The organism is Flavobacterium cupreum, assembly GCF_003996965.1.
GTDB lineage: Bacteria > Bacteroidota > Bacteroidia > Flavobacteriales > Flavobacteriaceae > Flavobacterium > Flavobacterium cupreum.
Window position 1 is genome coordinate 136691 of the sequence record NZ_QWDM01000014.1, and the last position, 18602, is coordinate 155292.

14 protein-coding genes, 1 tRNA gene and 1 pseudogene are annotated in these 18602 nt (G+C 36.4%); 10 read left to right on the forward strand and 6 right to left on the reverse strand.

The genetic code is table 11. From position 1 onward, the window contains the following. The first annotated feature begins 541 nt into the window (after nt 1-541). The 5 genes and pseudogenes from D0817_RS19450 to pheT all read left to right on the forward strand — a co-directional run bounded on the left by D0817_RS19450 (nt 542) and on the right by pheT (nt 9602). A complete protein-coding gene (locus tag D0817_RS19450; protein ID WP_127340028.1) occupies nt 542-1600 on the forward strand; it encodes an efflux RND transporter periplasmic adaptor subunit in 1059 nt (352 codons plus the stop codon). A 74-nt stretch (nt 1601-1674) separates the two neighbouring features. Beyond that, nucleotides 1675-4770 carry an efflux RND transporter permease subunit gene (locus D0817_RS19455; RefSeq protein WP_127340029.1) on the forward strand — a complete coding sequence of 1032 codons (3096 nt, stop codon included), beginning with the start codon at nt 1675-1677 and terminating at the stop codon, nt 4768-4770. Between the two features lie 60 nt (nt 4771-4830). Next, the gene (locus D0817_RS19460; protein ID WP_127340030.1) at nt 4831-6141 is read left to right on the forward strand and encodes a TolC family protein; all 1311 of its coding nucleotides are present in this window, start codon (nt 4831-4833) and stop codon (nt 6139-6141) included. Nucleotides 6142-6169: 28 nt separating this feature from the next. Then, nucleotides 6170-7033 (forward strand): annotated as a pseudogene (locus D0817_RS19465) (bestrophin family protein). A 148-nt stretch (nt 7034-7181) separates the two neighbouring features. Further along, nucleotides 7182-9602, forward strand: a complete 2421-nt coding sequence (gene pheT / locus D0817_RS19470) for a phenylalanine--tRNA ligase subunit beta (RefSeq protein ID WP_127340031.1) — start codon at nt 7182-7184, stop codon at nt 9600-9602. Nucleotides 9603-9759: 157 nt separating this feature from the next. Here the strand turns inward: pheT and D0817_RS19475 are convergent, their stop codons facing one another. Further along, on the reverse strand, nt 9760-10584 hold the full coding sequence (locus D0817_RS19475) for an N-acetylmuramidase domain-containing protein (protein ID WP_127340032.1): 825 nt from the start codon (nt 10582-10584) through the stop codon (nt 9760-9762). A 397-nt stretch (nt 10585-10981) separates the two neighbouring features. Between D0817_RS19475 and D0817_RS19480 the strand changes: the two genes are divergently transcribed. Genes D0817_RS19480 through D0817_RS19495 form a run of 4 tightly spaced genes read left to right on the forward strand, consistent with a single transcriptional unit; the run spans nt 10982 to nt 13477 of the window. Then, complete coding sequence (locus D0817_RS19480) at nt 10982-11422, forward strand: hypothetical protein (RefSeq protein WP_127340033.1); 441 nt, start codon at nt 10982-10984, stop codon at nt 11420-11422. Between the two features lie 9 nt (nt 11423-11431). Next, the gene (locus D0817_RS19485) at nt 11432-12079 is read left to right on the forward strand and encodes a hypothetical protein (protein ID WP_127340034.1); all 648 of its coding nucleotides are present in this window, start codon (nt 11432-11434) and stop codon (nt 12077-12079) included. Further along, entirely contained in the window at nt 12052-12849 is a 798-nt protein-coding gene (locus D0817_RS19490) for a sensor histidine kinase (protein WP_127340035.1), read from the forward strand. The genes D0817_RS19485 and D0817_RS19490 overlap by 28 nt, the downstream gene beginning before the upstream one ends. Then, the gene (locus D0817_RS19495; RefSeq protein ID WP_127340036.1) at nt 12827-13477 is read left to right on the forward strand and encodes a response regulator transcription factor; all 651 of its coding nucleotides are present in this window, start codon (nt 12827-12829) and stop codon (nt 13475-13477) included. Before D0817_RS19490 ends, D0817_RS19495 begins: the two co-directional genes overlap by 23 nt. Before the next feature lie 8 nt (nt 13478-13485). Here the strand turns inward: D0817_RS19495 and D0817_RS19500 are convergent, their stop codons facing one another. Beyond that, nucleotides 13486-14250, reverse strand: coding sequence for a hypothetical protein (locus tag D0817_RS19500; RefSeq protein ID WP_127340037.1), 765 nt, complete (start codon nt 14248-14250; stop codon nt 13486-13488). Nucleotides 14251-14286: 36 nt separating this feature from the next. Continuing rightward, nucleotides 14287-14799 (reverse strand): adenine phosphoribosyltransferase, encoded by a 513-nt coding sequence (locus D0817_RS19505; protein WP_127340038.1) that lies wholly within the window; start codon nt 14797-14799, stop codon nt 14287-14289. Between the two features lie 112 nt (nt 14800-14911). On the opposite strand from D0817_RS19505, the gene D0817_RS19510 reads away from it, so the two are divergent. Next, a tRNA-Arg gene (locus D0817_RS19510) sits at nt 14912-14985 on the forward strand. On the opposite strand, the gene D0817_RS19515 is transcribed toward D0817_RS19510, so the two are convergent. The 3 genes from D0817_RS19515 to D0817_RS19520 form a co-directional block, all read right to left on the reverse strand. After that, on the reverse strand, nt 14951-16501 hold the full coding sequence (locus D0817_RS19515) for a recombinase family protein (protein ID WP_127340039.1): 1551 nt from the start codon (nt 16499-16501) through the stop codon (nt 14951-14953). The two genes, D0817_RS19510 and D0817_RS19515, sit on opposite strands and share 35 nt — an antisense overlap. Next, on the reverse strand, nt 16498-16668 hold the full coding sequence (locus tag D0817_RS25715; protein WP_161568446.1) for a hypothetical protein: 171 nt from the start codon (nt 16666-16668) through the stop codon (nt 16498-16500). Before D0817_RS25715 ends, D0817_RS19515 begins: the two co-directional genes overlap by 4 nt. Before the next feature lie 907 nt (nt 16669-17575). Next, a complete protein-coding gene (locus tag D0817_RS19520; protein WP_127340040.1) occupies nt 17576-18388 on the reverse strand; it encodes a hypothetical protein in 813 nt (270 codons plus the stop codon). Nucleotides 18389-18602 lie beyond the last annotated feature (214 nt).

Consider the following 18602-nt stretch of genomic DNA (forward strand, 5'->3'; position numbering starts at 1 on the left):
ACTTACACATTTTAGCGCTTAACCTCCAAACACATTACTGTTCTCACAAAAAATCATCATTTTGTTTAAGCTTATCAATGTTACGAATAAAATCGATAAAGTGCAAATAAAATCGGACAAAATGCAAATAATTATTTTTAAATAGGAATTAACTTATTTTTAAAAGTTTCTCTAAGTAAATCTACGTGCGTATAAACAGACAAAAAAGAACAAATTCTAAGACAGTTCTGAAAATTTTGTTAAAAAAAACCAAAAATAAACTACAAGGCATTAAACCAAATGCCAGTGCGATAGTCTAAACTTACTTATCGACATCAAATAAGTAAAGAATAAGATTAATAAAGTGATTACAACAGCCGGAGTACCGCAAAAAAATCATCTTAAGAAAATATAAAATACTGATTATTAAAAGTTTAAAATCAATGTAAAGATTTGTACATACAAATGTTAAATAAAAGCTAACGCCAATGTGATTCAGTACAAAAAGTTAAATTTGTACACTTACTAAAAATACATACCAAAATACATTTACCTCAATTCTATGAAAGTAAAAAACCTAGTTTACGCCCTTCTGATTATCGGTCTCGGAGGATTTATTGCCTACAGAGTCATCTCTAACAAAAGTAAAAACGACGAATCCAAAAAATCAGGAGACAAAGACAAACCTACTACTGTAACCGGGATAGTGGTAAAAACGTCAACATTCGACAATAACCTTTCGCTGTCAGGTTCTATTGAAGCCAATGAGCAAATAGAAATTCACAGTGAAGTTTCAGGGATCGTAGAAGGAATTTACTTTACGGAAGGGACGAATGTAAACAAGGGACAGGTACTTTTTAAAGTCAATGATATTGAATTAAGAGCACAATTAAGACAGGCTGTTACCAAAGAAGGTCTGGCGGGTGAAAATCAGCGAAGAGCCAAATTATTACTGCAGAAAGAGGCCATTAGTCAGGAGGAATTTGATGTTGCAAATGCCGATTTTGCTTCCATGCAGGCACAAACCCAGCTGATCAGGGCGCAAATTGCAAAGACTTCCGTAAAAGCCCCTTTCTCCGGAAAAATTGGTTTACGATCTATTTCTCCGGGAACTTACATCACTCCTGCTGTTCTGGTAGCAAAATTAGTCAACACAGGAAAACTGAAAATTACGTTTTCGATTCCTGAAAAATATGCTTCTCAGGTACAATCAGGATCGGTTATCGATTTTACCGTATCCGGTTCCGACAAAGTGTACAAGGCAAAAATATATGCTATTGAGCCAGAAGTAGCTGTAGCCACCCGTACTTTACAAATTCGTGCGATTGCTGATAATTTAGACGGCAAACTTTTTCCGGGTACTTTTGCTGATGTAAAACTGCCTTTAAACATCATTAAAGATGCCATAGTAGTTCCTTCGCAGGCTATTGTTCCCGTGCAAAGCGGTAAAAAAGTATATATCGCCAATATGGGCAAAGCCAAAGAAGTTATGGTAGATGCCACAACAAGAACCGATGCGTCTATTCTGGTTTTATCGGGACTAAAAGCTGGTGATACGCTAATCACAAGCGGTGTGATGTCGTTGAAAAATGAAGCTCCCATAAAAGTTAATATAAAATAATTATAGATTTTGAATCTGATTTTTGATGTAACAGTCCGAAATCTGAAATCAACAATCTAAAATCTAAAATCATAATGAGTTTATCTACTACAAGTATAAGAAGGCCTGTTTTAACCATTGTACTGAACCTTTTGATTATTTTATTCGGTTTCATTGGTTATACCTTTTTGGGTGTTCGGGAATTCCCGTCCATTGACCCTGCACAGGTTTCTATAAGAACCAACTACACGGGAGCCAATGCCGATATTATTGAATCACAAATTACAGAACCGTTAGAAAAAGCAGTAAATGCTATCGACGGAATTCGAAATATAACGTCGTCGAGCAATCAGGGAAGCAGCAGCATTACCATCGAGTTTAATTTAGATAAAGATTTAGAAGAAGCTGCGAATGATGTACGTGATAAGGTTTCACAAGCCGTTAGGAATTTACCGCAGGATATTGATGCGCCGCCGGTAGTTTCAAAGGCCGATGCCGATAGTGAATCTATTATTTCGATGACCGTTCAGAGTGATACGCGCAGCTCTTTGGAATTAAGTGATTATGCCGAAAATGTCATTTCACAACGATTAGAAACTATTCCCGGTGTAAGTGGTGTGCAGATCTGGGGACAAAAACGTTACGCGATGCGTTTATGGATTGACCCTGCAAAACTGGCGGCATACGGCTGTACTGTTGCAGAAGTCCGCACGGCACTAAATGCACAAAATGTCGAACTGCCTTCCGGAAAGCTCACCGGAAACAACACCGAACTGACGGTAAAAACCATTGGAAATCTTTCTAAACCGGAAGAATTTAATAATATCATTATTCGTACAGATGGCGATAAGATCGTTCGCCTAAGTGATATTGGAGGTGCGGAATTAGGGCCTGAAAATATCGAGACTTCCCTGACATCGTCCGGACTTCCTATGATTGGTCTGGCTATTGTACCCATGCCCGGCGCGAATTATCTGGATATTTCATCTGAATTTTATAAAAAATACGAAGCCTTAAAAAAGGATTTACCCAAAGACATTAAGCTTAATATTGCGCTTGACAATACGCTTTTCGTTAAAAAATCGGTACTTGAAGTAGCAGAAACCCTCGGAATTTCTATTATTCTGGTAATCATCATTATTTATTTGTTCTTCCGGGACTGGGCCATCGCTTTCAGACCGTTGATTGATATTCCTGTATCGTTAATTGCAACCTTTTTTGTCATGTGGCTTTTCGGATTTTCCATCAATGTACTGACGCTTTTGGCTATTGTTTTGGCTACGGGACTGGTAGTCGATGATGGAATTGTTGTTACCGAAAATATATTCAAGAAAGTAGAAGAAGGCATGTCGCCAATTGAGGCCGCAATTAAAGGGTCTAACGAAATATTTTATGCCGTAATTTCGATTTCGGTGACTTTGGCAGCAGTGTTTTTGCCGGTAATTTTCTTAGAAGGTTTCGTAGGAAGGCTGTTCCGGGAATTTGGTGTGGTCATTGGCGCAGCAGTATTGATCTCTGCCTTTGTATCGCTGACTTTAACGCCTATGCTGAATGCCTATCTGATGAAAGGCGGTGAACAGAAAAAATCGAAGTTTTACATTAAAACCGAGCCATTTTTCGAAAAATTAAACAGCGGTTATGCAGATGCCTTAAATCGTTTTATGGCAAAAAAATGGATCAGTTTTCCTATTCTGATTGCCTGTTTCGGATTGATTTATTTGTTTTTCACCATACTTCCAAAAGAAACGGCTCCTTACGATGACCGTAGTTCGGTAACGATGCGTATGACTACTCCTGAAGGTTCTTCTTATGAATATACCAATCGTTTTATGCAGGAAATATCAAAATTGGTTGATGATTCTATTACCGATAAAAAAGTAAGTTTAGTCATTACCGCGGGAGGTTCCGGAGGATCTGCCACCAATTCGGGTTTCATCAGGCTGTCTTTAAAAGAACCGGACGAAAGAAAGGCATCCCAAAAAGATATTGCAGATAAATTAACCAAATGGACCAAAAAATACCCGGATGCAAAAACCTCTGTCATTCAGCAGCCTACCATTGCGGTAAACAGACGTGGCGGTCTACCGATTCAGTACATTATCCAGGCCCCTACTTTTGAAAAACTAAGAGAAAAAATTCCGCTCTTTATGGAGGAAGTGGGTAAAAGCGATGTATTCTCGGTTACCGATGTCAACCTGAAATTCAATAAGCCGGAAATCAACGTTAGTATCGATCGTGCCAAAGCCGAAAGCTTAGGAATTTCTATTCTGGATATTGCCCAGACTTTGCAGCTTTCCTTAAGCGGACAGCGTTTCGGATATTTCATTAAAAACGGAAAACAATACCAGGTGATCGGTCAGTTTGATCAGAAGGACCGTTCTAAACCTTTGGATTTAACTTCCATGTTTGTTAAAAATAAAAATGGCGAATTAATCCAGATGGATAACGTGGTAAATATAGAGGAACAAAGTAATCCTCCTCAATTGTATCACAACAATCGTTATATGTCAGCCACTGTTTCGGCAGGTTTAGCACCGGGCAAAAGCATCAGTGACGGAATCGAAGCCATGAATCAGATTAAAGCCAAGGTGCTGGATGAAAGTTTTACAACAGATTTGAGTGGTGAATCACGGGATTTTGTGGAAAGCAGTTCGAATACCTCTTTTGCTTTCGGATTGGCTTTATTGCTTATATTTTTAATTCTTGCCGCTCAGTTTGAAAGTTTTATAGATCCGTTTATTATTATCTTAACGGTACCGATGGCGGTTGCCGGAGCTTTACTCTCGTTATGGTTGTTCAATCAGACGTGGAATATTTTCAGCCAGATCGGGACAGTTATGCTTATCGGACTGGTGACGAAAAATGGTATCCTGATTGTAGAGTTTGCGAATCAGTTAAGAGAACAGGGAAAACCTAAAATGGAAGCTATTTTAGAAGCTTCGGAAGCGCGTTTACGTCCGATTTTGATGACCAGTTTAGCCATTGCTTTGGGAGCTTTGCCAATCGCAATGTCGCTTGGTGCTGCTTCTACGAGCAGAATCGGAATGGGAGTTGTTATTGTCGGAGGAACTATATTCTCTTTAGCCTTAACCCTTTTTGTAATTCCGGCGATTTATCTGATGTGGTCCAAAGCCCGAAAACATTATCCGGAATTTGATCATATCGAAGAATACGAAAAAGAAAGTAAATAATACAGCAGTCCGTAATTCCTTGATTTTAATTGATGAATTCCTGTCATAAGAAAAACAAATATGAACATTAAGATTTTATTCAGCAGCCTCTTTTTATGCTTCTTCTGCTTCGCGAAAATGCAGGCGCAGGAAGTACTAACTATTGAAGATGCTATGAAAATAGCTTTGGAAAATAATTTTGAAATCAAAATTGCCAAAAACAATTCAAGAATAAACGAAACCAATGTAACGATTGGAAATGCCGGAATGCTGCCTGTCGCAACCGCTTCGGTGACCGATAACAACAGCATTCAGAATTCGAAACAAACCCGTCAGGACGGAACTTCTACTTCTTTAGACAACGCTAAAAACAATAGCTTAAATTACGGGGTAAGTATTGGCTGGACTATTTTTGACGGAATGAAAATGTTCGCCAGACATGATCAGTTAAAGGAACTTCAGAAATTAGGCGATTCGGAGCTGAAAAGAATCATTCTGGCTAAAATTGGGCAGGTTAATTCTGCTTATTACGACCTATTTCAGCAACAACAGCAATTGGCGGCATTAGACACTACTATTGTCATTTCGAATCAAAGGCTTACACTTGCAAAAAATCGCTTCACTATTGGTAAGGCATCGAAACTGGAAGTTTTAAATGCTCAGGTAGATTTAAATTCAGATCAGGTGGCATTGCTCAGACAAAAAGAATCTTATGCCAATGCCAAAATCCTGTTGAACCAATATCTGGCCCGTGATCCGAAGATAGATTTCAAAGTAACAGATCAGGTAACGGTTGATAGTAAATTAGTCCTGGCCGATTTAATAGATTTGGCACAAAAACAAAATCCGGCCCTGGAAACGCAAATCATCAACAAACGCGTGGCAGAATTACAGTTGAAACAAGTTAAAGCAGATCGTTATCCCGTTGTGAGACTGACTTCAGGTTATAATTTTGCTGAAAGTGAATCAAGTCTGGGTTTTACCAGTGCCACGTCAGCACGAGGTCTCAACTACGGTTTTAATGCTACTTTAAATATTTTTGACGGTTTCAATCAGCATCGAAATGAAAAGATTGCGAAACTGCAAATTGAGAATTCACAAATTGCCATCGAGCAGCAAAACATGATTTTAAATTCACAGTTAAGCATTGCTTTTCAGACTTATTTAACCAATTTAGAGCTAATTGATTTAGAAGAAGACAATGAGGCAATTGCCAGACAAAATCTTCAAATCACCTTAGATAAATTCAAAATCGGAACCATCACAACCATAGATTTCAGAACTGCCCAGCTGAATTATGTAAATGCAAAAGTACGTTACAGCAATGCACAATATGAAGCAAAATTATCTGAAATTGCCTTAAAAGAATTGGCGGGAAATATCAATTTTTAAGTTATTTTTGTTTTCAAAACAAATTTAAATGATCTCATACAATACGAAAGACTGGTTTTCTTTTATTTTTCACTTTCACAAATCAGATACGGTAAGACAGCTTTTTCCGGTCATGTTTGCCATTGGAATTTACGCTGCAGTAGTTGGTTATTTTGAAGTCGTTTATTTAGGAATCGATGAAAACCATTACATCAAAAATATTCCGATGATGCATGGAATATTAGGTTTTGTCATTTCCTTACTATTAGTATTCAGAACCAATACTGCGTACGACCGCTGGTGGGAAGCCCGGAAATTATGGGGAGCATTAGTCAACAACAGCCGTAATTTTGCCATCAAGCTTTCGTGCATGTTAAAAGATGAAAATGATCGTAAATTCTTCAGGAAATTCATTCCCGCCTACGCTTCCGTTTTATATAAACATTTAAATAATTCCGAAACGGCAAAGCAGCTTTTTGACGATGTAGATTTAGAACTGGATCATCATAAACACAAACCCAATTAGGTCAAACGCATGATGTCGCATAAAATCAATGATTTGTATGAATCTAAAAAAATAACCGGCGATCAGCTGATTGTTTTAAATGCGGAACTGGTTGCCTTTACCGATATTTGCGGAGCCTGCGAAAGAATTAAAAATACGCCTATTCCCTACTCTTACAGTGCTTTCATTAAAAAATTTATCTTTTTTTACATTATGACCCTGCCTTTTGGTTATTCTTTAAGTTTGGGATATTACGTAGCACCAGTGGTCGTTTTTATCTTTTATGTATTGGCCAGTTTAGAACTAATTGCAGAAGAAATTGAAGATCCGTTTGGTGATGATGAAAACGATTTGCCTATCAAAAAGATTTCGGAAAACATTAAAAAACACGTGGAAGAATTAATTTAATGAATTGTCCTGTTAAAAGGACAAATTACTCATTATTACAGACTTCTGTACAAAAATAGAAACAGTTAGAAAAAAGCAAATAAATTGTTTCTTTCTCCAATACGCAATCCTTATATTTGTATCCTTATTCAAGAACAAAAAAGTTAACATGAAAATATCTTACAACTGGTTAAAACAATTCATTAAAACAGACTGGACATCTGAACAAACTTCAGAATTACTGACCGATCTAGGTCTGGAAGTTGAAGTTGTTGAGAAATATGAATCAGTAAAAGGCGGTTTGGAAGGAGTTGTTGTAGGACACGTACTGACTTGTGAAAAACACCCTGACGCCGACAGATTAAACATTACAACCGTTAATATCGGACAGGAAGCCCCTATACAAATTGTTTGTGGCGCTGCCAATGTTGCTGCAGGTCAAAAAGTACCGGTGGCTACCATCGGAACCGTTTTATATGACAAAGAAGGTGGAGAATTTACCATTAAAAAAGGAAAAATCCGCGGACAGGAAAGTCACGGAATGATTTGTGCCGAAGACGAATTGGGTCTTGGTACAAGCCATGACGGAATTATGATTTTAGACGAAAACTTAGAACCGGGAACTCCTGCTTCAAAAGTTTTTGATATTGTGAGTGATGAAGTTTTCGAAATCGGACTGACGCCTAACCGTGCCGATGCCATGAGCCATTACGGTACTGCCCGTGATCTTAGAGCCGGAATGCTGCAACGTGGTGTGAACATCGAATTAATTACACCATCGGTAAGCAATTTCAGGGTAGAGATGCGTACTTTAAAAATTGATGTTTCTGTAGAAGAACCAGCTTTAGCACCAAGATACTGTGGTCTGACTATTTCAGGGATTTCTGTTGGAGAATCCCCGGCCTGGTTACAGGATCGTCTGAAAGCCATCGGTTTAACCCCGAAAAATAATATTGTTGACGTTACTAATTATGTTTTGCATGAATTAGGACAGCCTTTGCACGCTTTTGATGCTGCAAAAATCAACGGAAAAATCATTGTAAAAACACTACCGGAAGGCACAAAATTCACGACTCTGGACGATGTTGAAAGAACCTTGCATGCGGAAGATCTTATGATTTGCGACGAAAAAGGCCCTCTTTGTATTGCCGGTGTTTTTGGCGGAAAAAAATCAGGAGTTTCTGAAGGAACTACAGCCATTTTCCTTGAAAGTGCTTATTTTGATGCCGTGAGCGTTCGTAAAACGGCCAAAAGACATCAGTTAAATACAGATGCTTCTTTTAGGTTTGAAAGAGGAATTGATCCGACGATTACCGAATATGCCTTAAAGCGTGCTGCACTTTTGATTCAGGAAGTAGCCGGTGGAAAAATTACTTCTGATGTGGTAGAAGTTTATCCTAAAAAAGTAGAAGATTTTTCTGTTTTACTGCATTTCAGCCATGTTTCGAAAATCATCGGACAGGAAATTCCAAAAGATACCATAAAGAAAATACTGGTTTCTTTAGACATTAAAGTAAACAGTGTTTCTGAGTCTGGTCTTGGATTAACAATTCCGGCTTACCGTGTTGATGTGCAACGCGAAATTGATGTGATTGAAGAGATTTTAAGAGTTTACGGATACAACAACATTGAATTCTCCAAAAAGTTTAATGCTACTGTTGCCAACTCCCCAAGAACCGAAGATTATAAAGTACAGAATATCATTGCGTCACAGTTAAACTCACAAGGTTTTCATGAAATGATGGCGAATTCCTTAACAACGGCGGCTTATGCAAAACTATCTACCGTTTTAAAGGAAGAACATAATGTAACGATGCTGAACCCCCTAAGCGGTGATTTGGCAACGATGCGCCAGTCTTTGTTATTCTCTGCACTGGAAGCGGTTTCCTATAATATCAACAGAAGAAATTCTGATTTGAAATTGTTTGAATTTGGAAAAACCTACCACAAATACCTGAACGGTTTCGAAGAGCACAAACACCTGACCTTATCGGTTTCAGGAGACCGAAACAAGGAAAGCTGGACGAGTCCGCAAAAACCAACTGATTTCTTTTTATTAAAAGGATATGTAAAAGCTATTTTGGCGCGTTTAGGAATTGATAAAATATCAAATGCTCCCGTACAATCGGATATTTTCTCAGAAGGAACATCCATTTGCTACAACAATGATACTTTGGTTGAAATGGGTGTCGTTAAAAAATCAATACTAAAGCATTTCGGAATCAAACAAGATGTTTATTTTGCTGATTTTAACTGGGATCTGGTTTTAAAAATCATCTCGGGAAAAATTAAATACAACGAAATTCCAAAATATCCGGAAGTCCGCAGGGATTTGGCTTTGCTGATTGATCAGACCACTACTTACGAAAGTATTTATAATCTGGCCAAACAAACAGAAAAAGCACTTTTAAAAGATGTCAACCTGTTTGATGTATATGAAGGCAAGAACCTTCCGGAAGGAAAAAAATCATACGCTTTGAGTTTTACGATTCAGGACAATACAAAAACATTAACCGATGCTCAAATTGATAAAATCATGTCAAAACTGCAGCAATCTTTTGAGACTGAACTTGGTGCGAGCTTAAGGTAGTTATGAGTTATGAGTTATGAGTTATGAGTTATAAACCCGACAGGTTTTAAAAAACCTGTCGGGTTTAATTTTTTATTGTGTTCTGAGATTGGACTGGGACTGCAAACTGGGACTGCAAACTGAAAACTGTGACTGAAAACTGTGACTGAAAACTTTGTCAGGGCGCAAATTTCGTATAAGCATTTTTCAGTTTTTCATCGTATTTATTGTTTTTATAACCTTCACCATTATATTTCAGGGCAAATTCTGCCCACTTTTTATTTCTTAGGGTGGTGATCAGATTATTTTTCTGGAGGAATAATCCAAAAGCTTTCAGGTGTTCTCCTTCATTCAGGTTCATTTTCTGCACAAATTCGTCAATGTCCTTGTAACCAATTGAAACTGCGTTGAATCCCATAATCTGGAAAAGTCCCCATGAAGCAGCACAATTTGCCGCATCCCTGAATTTTTTGTCCGGGTTTAAATTAATAGCCTTTTCGAGTCTGTCGTATTCCCCTGCACCGCCCACGTAATATTTTCGGGTATATTTTTTATAGAGAATATTTGCCGTGTTGGCATTCACATAAGTTTCGCAGTTGATATTTCTTTTTTCGAGTTCTCTCCAAAAAACATGACCTTCAAATAAAATTTTCGGTCTTCCGTCTAAAAGAAACCCTTTTCCGTTACTTTCGACGAGATTAACAGCCTTGACGACAGCCAGTTCCATATTATGGTTGTTGGCAAAATCAATCAGGTTTTGTTCTGAAAGCAATTTAGTATTCGATGAAAACTTATCTTTACTTTTCTCTATAAGCGCCGACCAGGTTTTGAGCCCGACGATACCATCTACCACCAGATTGTTTTTAAGCTGAAAATCCTTCACAGCCTTATCGGTTTCAACCCCGAAATAATCAGAAACTACAACACTGTAATTAAGTTTTACGAGTAATTCGTTCAGGTAATACACCTCACTTGATTTTACTCCCGATTTTAAAGTTTTCATAACCTTTTGTTTTAGTATACGTTTAGGAAGGCTTTTAAAATCAAAAAATCAGTTCCCTTCCACTTTTTTAAAGAATTTTTATTGCTCCGGAACTTCCAGGCAGCTCATCCTGAAGAGTTTGTTACGGCATAATTTAACAATTCAAAGCTTTACACTTTTACAGGTGTATTTCTAAAGTTCAGCCCGTCTCCTTTGTCAATAAAATTGAACCCTGTAAAATTATATTTTTATAAATTGCTAAATAACAGCATTTTGACCCAATTTTTTTAATAATTTTACTTATAAAAAAAGGGTGATTATACCCTTGTACAGCTTTTTCATTTAAAATAATTTTGTCAGAATCATTTTCAAAACCACTAATAAATTTTAACCAATATTTTTTAAACTAAAAAAAATCATGAAAAACCTTTGCGAAAAACCAAGCCAGTTGATTACAAAAGAATTCGCCAAAGAGCTGAATTTGAATTACACTCATAAAAGATCAAAGCTAATTCACAAATCAACTAAAAGAGAAGATGCAAATGCCATATGGTATTCACTGGAAGCTTTAGAAAGCTATATAAATTATATCAAAACCCATGGAGCCGATACAGGATATGAAGTGGACGGAATCCGCTTTTATTTCGGCGTATATCCGGATGATGAAAAACATGGTGAAAAAGCCGGCTTAACCACTTTATTTTTGGCTGCAACAGGAAAAAAGGCAGCATCAGCAGCAGAAGCTTCCAATCAGATACAAAGTTTTGTAATGGCAAAAGAAGATTCATCTGCCGATATCGAGAGCCTGGACCCAATGAATTATGGCAACATAGGCAGACCGCCTAGCATTATATACTAAATACACATTATGTTTGAATTTTTAAGATCGTATATCGTCTGTCTGGCTTTATTATCCGGAATCATCGGATTGATTTCCCTGCATAAACTTCCTGGTAATAAAGCTAAATTTTTAGTACTTTTAATCTGGTTTTCAGTATTAACTGAAATAGTTGGGTATTTCTTTACACAATGGACGGGCCTGTTGAATTATTATGTTTATAATTTTTACATGTTCGTCAGTTTTTCCGCCTATATACTATTACTTCGAAGTCTATTACAAAAACAAACCAACAGAATTTCGGCTGTACTATTTTTAATTTTATTTTTAATTTCTCTTTTTTTAAATATTTTATATTTCAGAAAAGACATCAATCATTCGTTTACGTACAGTTTTGCAGTAGGAGTTATAGTCGTTATGATGCTTTCCTGCCTGTATCTGGTAGAGATTTTCAATTCAAACAAAATATTAAATTTTAAAAAATCGGTATTTTTCTGGTATATCCTGGGCATACTTGTTTTTCATGTTCCCGTTCTGCCCTTTATGCTCGCCATAAAGTGGTTCTTAATTAAACAAGATGAGTCTATATTTAGTCTCGTCCTGTTTATTTTAAATTTTTTAGCACATAGTTGTTACATAATCGGATTTGTATGGAGCGAAAAGAAATACAATTATTAGTTATTTCGTTAGGTATCGTATTTTTTACTTTACTGGTTACGCTGCTTGTCATTTTTTTTTATTTCCTGAAAAAAAAGAACAACTATCTGGTGGAAAAAATGGAATCTGAAATGTATTTCCAGTCGGAATTGGTCAAGACCCGAATTGAAATTAAAGATCAGACCCTTTCTGAAATAAGCAAGGAACTGCATGACAATATTGGCCAGATTGTGTCCGTGGGCATTATGCAGCTCAATATGTACATACAGAACGGTCAGCCCGTTAAAAGCAAGGAACTCACCGATCTCAAAGACGTCTTAGCCAAGTCACTGGATGAAATCAGAATTTTATCCCGAATAATAAACAAAGACAACTTACTGGAAACCAATTTTATAGAAGCCATAAAACAAGATCTGGAACGTATCAGAAAGCTAAAACATATACAGTATGCTTATAATTTTAAAGGAGAAATACCAAAGATTAACGAAGGCCATGATTTGTTTATCTACCGAATTTTTCAGGAAGCCCTGCACAATAGTCTAAAACATTCACACAGTGATTTATATGAGGTGAATATTACAACGACCACAACGCTTTTTCAATTGAAAATGAAGGATTTCGGAATTGGTTACGATACCAAAAAAATCAATTCCGGTATAGGATTAAACAACATGAAATTGAGAGCTAAACTAATTGGTGCCACACTAATTATCGAATCAAACCAATCCGGAACAAGTATAGTATTAGAATATCCATTAACCCCACCCGATGAAAACAATAGCGAAGAATAAAATTATTATTGTTGACGATCACTTGCTATTCTCCCAGTCCTTACAGCTCCTGATCAATAATTTTAAAGAATTTGAAGTGGTCAACCGCTTCGAAAATGGTAAAGTTTTTATAAATTATCTTCAGGAAAACGCCGATTCAGAAGTCGATTTAATTTTACTGGATGTAAATATGCCTGTGTTGGATGGTGTTGAAACAATGAAATGGATCAAAGAAAACAGGCCTTCCCTAAAAGTTATCGCACTGTCTGTAAATGACGATGAAGAAATCATTATCAGGATGATTACCAATGGCGCCAAAGGCTACCTGCTGAAAGACACTTCGCCCGAAATATTCAAAGAAGCCATGTGCTGTGTCATTGAAAAAGGCTTTTACTTCACCGAATTGGTTTCCGGAATGCTGGTCAAAAAAGCGAATGACGATTCTAAAAAAATCAGCTTAAAAGAAAAAGAAATCGTTTTCATACGACATGCCTGCAGCGAGAAAACCTATAAGGAAATCGCCTCTGAAATGTGCCTGAGCCCTAAAACAATTGATGGCTACAGGGAGTGTCTGTTCGATAAACTCGAAATCAAAACCCGTATCGGTTTGGTTTTATATGCCATTAAACATAAAATTGTCCTGGTATAAGGCCCTGTTTATCTGAATTCAATCAATTTGTCATTCGGTAAATCATATTCATATAATTTCCTGTTTTCGCTGTCCAGATACAGCCACTGGATGATACTGGTACGATTTTCGAATTCGTTGGAAATTCCTAAAACCGTGTAGGAACGTCCGTCCTTTTGACGGTCTTCTATCGAATAGACGAACTGTGTATCAGGATTCTGCAGGTGTACTTTTACAAGGTCTTTTTTAGAATTGGCTAAATAATATTCTACCTGAGTGTAGAGATAATCCTTGAAATCCTTAGTATATTCCTCGTCTTCTGCCCAATAAAACTTAATGGGTTTGGTGTATTTTTTCTTAAATAAACTAACTTTTCCGTTTTTTACTTTTTCAGCGTTTATAAGCCACTCGGTAAAATCAAGTTTTTCTCCCTCACCTGCTATATAAGTAGAATCCATTTTCCAGGTAATTTTTAGGATGTCACCTCTGTTGAACTGATCAGAACCTTCAAAATTAGTCTGCAGTGCCACCACTTCATTTCCTTTTTTTATGGTAAATAAAGCATAGTCGCCGTTCGCATCATAATCTACATATTCAACTTGATCAGCGTACTGCTCGCCTTTATTGAGTCTTTCATCGGGCCGTATGGCACTAAAAACATTTACTTCTTCGGGAATCACAGCAATATTTTCAGAAGTAACACCCGTACTATTATTTGATTTTTTTGGAACTGAAGTTTTTTTATCCGTACACGAAAATAATAACAGAAGTGAAGCTAAAAGAAAGTATCTCATTGTGGCGTTTAGTTAAGCGGTTTTGAAAAAGTAAATTTAATAAGTTATCGCGGCAAAAATGGGATGACCTTCAATTTTATTTCTTCCGTTTAAAAAAGAAAGCTCCATCAGAAAATTAAACTGAATAATTTCGCCACCAAGTTTCTGTACTAATTCTGCCAGCGCTTTTGCCGTTCCTCCTGTAGCCAGAACATCATCGTGAATCAAAACCCTGTCTCCTTTTTGAATCGCATCTGCATGTATCTCCAGTGCATCAGTACCGTATTCCAAATCATAAGAAGCCGAAATAGTAGTAAACGGAAGCTTTTTAGGTTTACGCGCCGGGACAAAACCCGCATTTAATTCCTGAGCCAGTAACATCCCGAAGAAAAAACCGCGGCTTTCTGCTCCTATTACCTTATCAATACGCTGGCCGTTTAAAGAGGCCACTAAAATAGACAGGCATTCTTTTCTCGCAATCGGGTCATTTAAGAGCGGGGTGATATCTTTAAACAAAATTCCTTCTTTAGGAAAGTCCTGAATATCACGTATATAATTTTTAATCTGCATTTTTTTTTATTTTTATGTTATTTTTCCCTTGTTTATCTCACATTTATCTCTATCTTTGCACCCGCAAACAGCGTTCATCAAAGCTACGAAAATTAGCTTAATGAAAAAAACTGGCCTCGTGGCGCAACTGAATAGCGCACTTGATTACGGCTCAAGAGGTTACTGGTTTGAATCCAGTCGAGGTCACTACTCGGGACAAAAGAAAAATATCATCTTTTGTCCCGTTTTTTTTTGCCCGTAATCTATTGTTTACCAGATAGATACAGTTGACCATTTCATTGACTCGGGCGGTGCGGATTTTCTTTTCTTCAAATGTGAAATTTTCGGGAAAAATTAAACCAATTAATTCTCTAGAATCAGCTAAAGTCCCACCATCAAAGGCTTCACCTAGCTTTAAAAGGTTTTCCAATCCAGTCGTCGTTAAATGCTCTATACTCGCCCTGTCGTCCTCTACATTTCCAATGCCTTTTTCCAACTTACTGATAATTGCATTGTACTCAATTTTCATAAGATTGTAATCTTCAGCATCGATTTTCTCGGTAACTAATAAATTTCTGGCCACAGATAATTTCTTTTCATAAACTGCAATCTGCTCGAGGGACTTCTTTTTTTCACCGGCTATTACTCCAGTATGCTCTCTATAACCTTCAAGCAGAACCGCGGTATATAGCTTCTTAACTTCCTCTAAAGGTTTAAATTTATTTAAATGTTCTTTAAAAATCTTGTTAGCTATTTCAGAATTCACTCTCCATTTACATACTTTATCACAGTGATAATAGTAGTAATATTTATTCCTTCCTTTACATTTACTTCCTGTTAACTTCTGACCGCATTTTGGGCAGAGAAAAAAACCGCGCAAAGGAAAATTCTCAATAGTTTTAATTTTTGGCCGGTAGGTTCTTGCTTTACTATCAAGAACGTCTTGAACCCGATAAAATAACCCCTCACTGATAATTGGCTCGTGCTGTCCATTGACCCATCTCTCCTCTTCATCTCTATACTTAGGAACAACTATCTTTCCGCAATAAAGAGGATTCCTTATGATAAGCCATAAGTTATTCTTAGAGATAGCAAAGCCTTTCTCTTTCGCCATTTGATAAATAGATTCAGTACTGAAAATATTTTTAGCAATCTGTTCAAAGATCCAAATAACCTTTACAGCTTTATCCGGTACAATGGCGATATACTTTTTCCCATCCTCTGTTATTTTATTGGCGTATCCATAAGGAGCCATTCCCATATGCCTTCCCTCCTTCTTGCCACGTCTAAGCCCCTGAAAGGTATTTAGTGCTCTTCGGTCATTTTCAACCTCAGGCGCAGCCAGATAAAAAGCCAACATCATTTTGTTTTCCGGAACACTCAGGTCAAGTGGCTGTTCTATAGCCTGCGGCTCTACACCCAGTTTTCTTAAAACATTGATCATTTGGTAAGCATCACCTGCATTACGGCTGAACCTGTCCCACTTCATAAAAAGAACCAGATTAATTTTATTTTTATATTTCTTCACATCAGCTAGGAATTTTTTCCATTGAGGCCTGTTAAAAGTCTTTGCTGAATGATCTTCATAAATTACATTACGTATCTGTATTTGGTTTATGCTGCAATATTTCCTTAGCATTTCTTCCTGATTACGCTGGGAGAAGCCTTTCTCTGCCTGCTCGTCAGTACTTACTCTGATGTATAAATCCGCTATCTTGCTCATTTTGTTTTATTTAAATGTTTCAACACAGCGATATTAGCAATTATTCTTAAGAAATACAAGATTTCCTCTGCCTGTTCAATAGTAACATCTAACCCCTCAGATCGAAGCATTTGTAAAGCTTTTTCGGGGGTCAACTTTGAATTACTGTAGTCAATATCTTTCTCCATAGTTTTACTCTTTAAAAATTCATAAAAAGTAATTTAAATGCAAAAATGTTTGAAATTTAAATAGCAACAGTACTTGTCCTTAAAAGGAAGTCTATTTCTGACTTGATTCTTTTGAGTCTGAGAATAATTAAAGTAAATACTTAAAAGAAAAAGTTTTGGTTGATCTGGGTATTCCGGAGCAAAGTGGTTCTTCGTCAATTTTGGTGATCTGAATCGAATTTGGCAACGCCATTTTTATAGTCGATTAAACTAGCCTGTGACTTGTCTGCTCAGATATGGAGATAGTCAAGGCATTATTAACAGAAGCGTAATTTTTTAATAGATTGTTAGCATAAAAATTAAAACTGAAATTATCAACTATTTGAGTATTAACAATCCCTTTTGACAACGAACTTGGCTTTATCCTTTCACCAAAATTGACGAAGAACCACTTTGTAGCGGAATCGTGGAGACCTTTGTAGCGGAATATCCACATACCTTAAGCAGAAATTGTGATGAGTACCACATGAGTCTTGCTAATTTATTCGATTGCTAATATTCTAAAGAATCAAATTATTGAAAAAGATAGAAAATTTCCAGACTATCATATTTTATTGAAATAATTTCTAACAAACAAGGACAGATTTTAATTTATGAAGAAGTATTTGTATTTAAAGTCACAAGCCCACATCGATTTTGTGTAGTTTCAGTAATTTAAAAAATTGCTTAAAGTTTTGTATTTACCGAAGCAATAAAAATAAGCATGGTAAGTACCATTTGCGTAGCGTTTAAATGAGAGCATTGGGATTCCAATCTACCTCCACCATTTCAATAAATACAAACTTAACACACTTATTTTAAAGTAAAAGTCGTTAATTGCAACAGAGTTAAAACAATACTATTTCTAAACCGATCCTACCAGCGATAATTAAATACTGATAATGGAATTAGCTACTCTCTTTTCACCACCAATATGTGTAGTGTAAAACCTTTGCTCAATTCCCCAAAGAACAAATTTCAAATCATCATCGCTTTCGATTTTAAATTTACCATCCTGAAATGATACTTGCCCATATTCATTCGTGTAGTCATAAATTGCTAGTTTTTCCTCATTGGATAAATTATTTAAAGTCTCATTTACTAATGCAATACGTTTTCTGTTGGGAATTGTAACATTCTTAGCAACGAAATCAACTCTCACATCAAGAAAGTCACTATTCAAAAATGTTTGTGTCTCTCCTTCTGTTGCTTCTTTATATAATTGATCCATTCCTTTAAATATTTTTTGCGCAGCAGTTAATTTTTTAAAATATAGTATATCACTATTCTTATCGTATATAGCATCCGCAAAAGGATTAATAGTTATAATTGGTTTTTCGGTTTCTAAAGTTAATTCTTCAATTGAGAACCATTTTTTACTGATATAAAAACTTGAATTTATAATTTGAAAAAAATAGAGGTTGTCTTGCACTGTACAGATAAATGATAACTTTTTTAAATCTGGTTTTGTTATTTGATTCTGGTTCACTGTGGCTAACTCGTGTTTAAGAAAATCTAAAATAAAGTCAGAGGTTGAAAAACTTGTAAGTTGGTATAGTTCTTCATTCTCAATTAGAGTTGCTGGATTATAGTCAATGCCATTTAAGGTTAGCTGTTCAGTATTGTAAACTTCAGTTTCTGTCTCAATAACGCGAAACATATTTTGCTTTCTTTTGACCTTTCCAAAGATATAATTTGCCATATAAAATTAATTAGAGTTCGATAAAAGTATAATTATTAATTCTTCTCAATTTTTCAAAACTATTTTCGCCAGGTGTTTTCAATTGCTCTCTGGAAAAACCGGTCAATTTGACCACCTAATTCCGGAGTAAATTGACCACCCGTTCCGGAGCAAACTGACCACCTAATTCCGGAGCAAATTGACCACCAGGTTTTGTGGTGAATTAAGTATTAAA